Below are 640 nucleotides of genomic sequence, written 5' to 3' on the forward strand. Positions count from 1 at the left end.
CAGATAGGTTGTGATGGATTCGGCAGCGGCATCGATATTGCGATGCGTCATCATCACGCCCTTGGGGCGGCCGGTGGAGCCCGAGGTGTAGATCAGCATGGCGAGGTCGATGTCGATCCCGCCATGGCGAACGGGCACGGGCGCGACCTTGAGACAATCCTCGAAGGAGGCAGCGCCATCCGGCGTATGGCTGGATGGCGCTTGCGTCGACGCGACGAAGAGCGGTTGGTCCGACAGCGCACGCGCCTGGATTACGACAGGCATCAGCTTGGCCTGGGTCAGGATCGCCGCAGCCTCGCAATCGTCGATGACATAAGCGAGCTTGTCGGCCTTGGTGGAGGCGTTGATCGGGCTGAAGGTCGCGCCCGCCTTGAGAACCGCGAAGATCGAGACGGCGGCTTCCCAGCAATTGTCCATGAAGACGAGAACGCGGTCGCCGCGCTGCACGCCGTTCGCGGCGAGAGCGGTCGCGAGCCGGTTCGACAGATCGTCGAGCTCGTCATAGCGCAACCGCTTCCGGTCGGTGACAAGCGCCGTCTTCGCGCCATGCGCGGCCGCGTTCGTGATGAGGAATTGCTCGACCCGCATGAGCTCGGGCCTTCCGCTGCCAGCCGTCACGCCGCGACGAGCGATGCGGCCT

General features: G+C 65.0%; 1 protein-coding gene. It reads right to left on the minus strand.

From position 1 onward, the window contains the following. On the minus strand, nucleotides 1-588 hold a 588-nt coding region (locus EN750_RS37850), incomplete at its 3' end, for an AMP-binding protein (protein WP_145968362.1). Between the last annotated feature and the right edge of the window lie 52 nt (nucleotides 589-640).

The organism is Mesorhizobium sp. M7A.F.Ca.ET.027.03.2.1, from assembly GCF_003999175.1.
GTDB lineage: Bacteria > Pseudomonadota > Alphaproteobacteria > Rhizobiales > Rhizobiaceae > Mesorhizobium.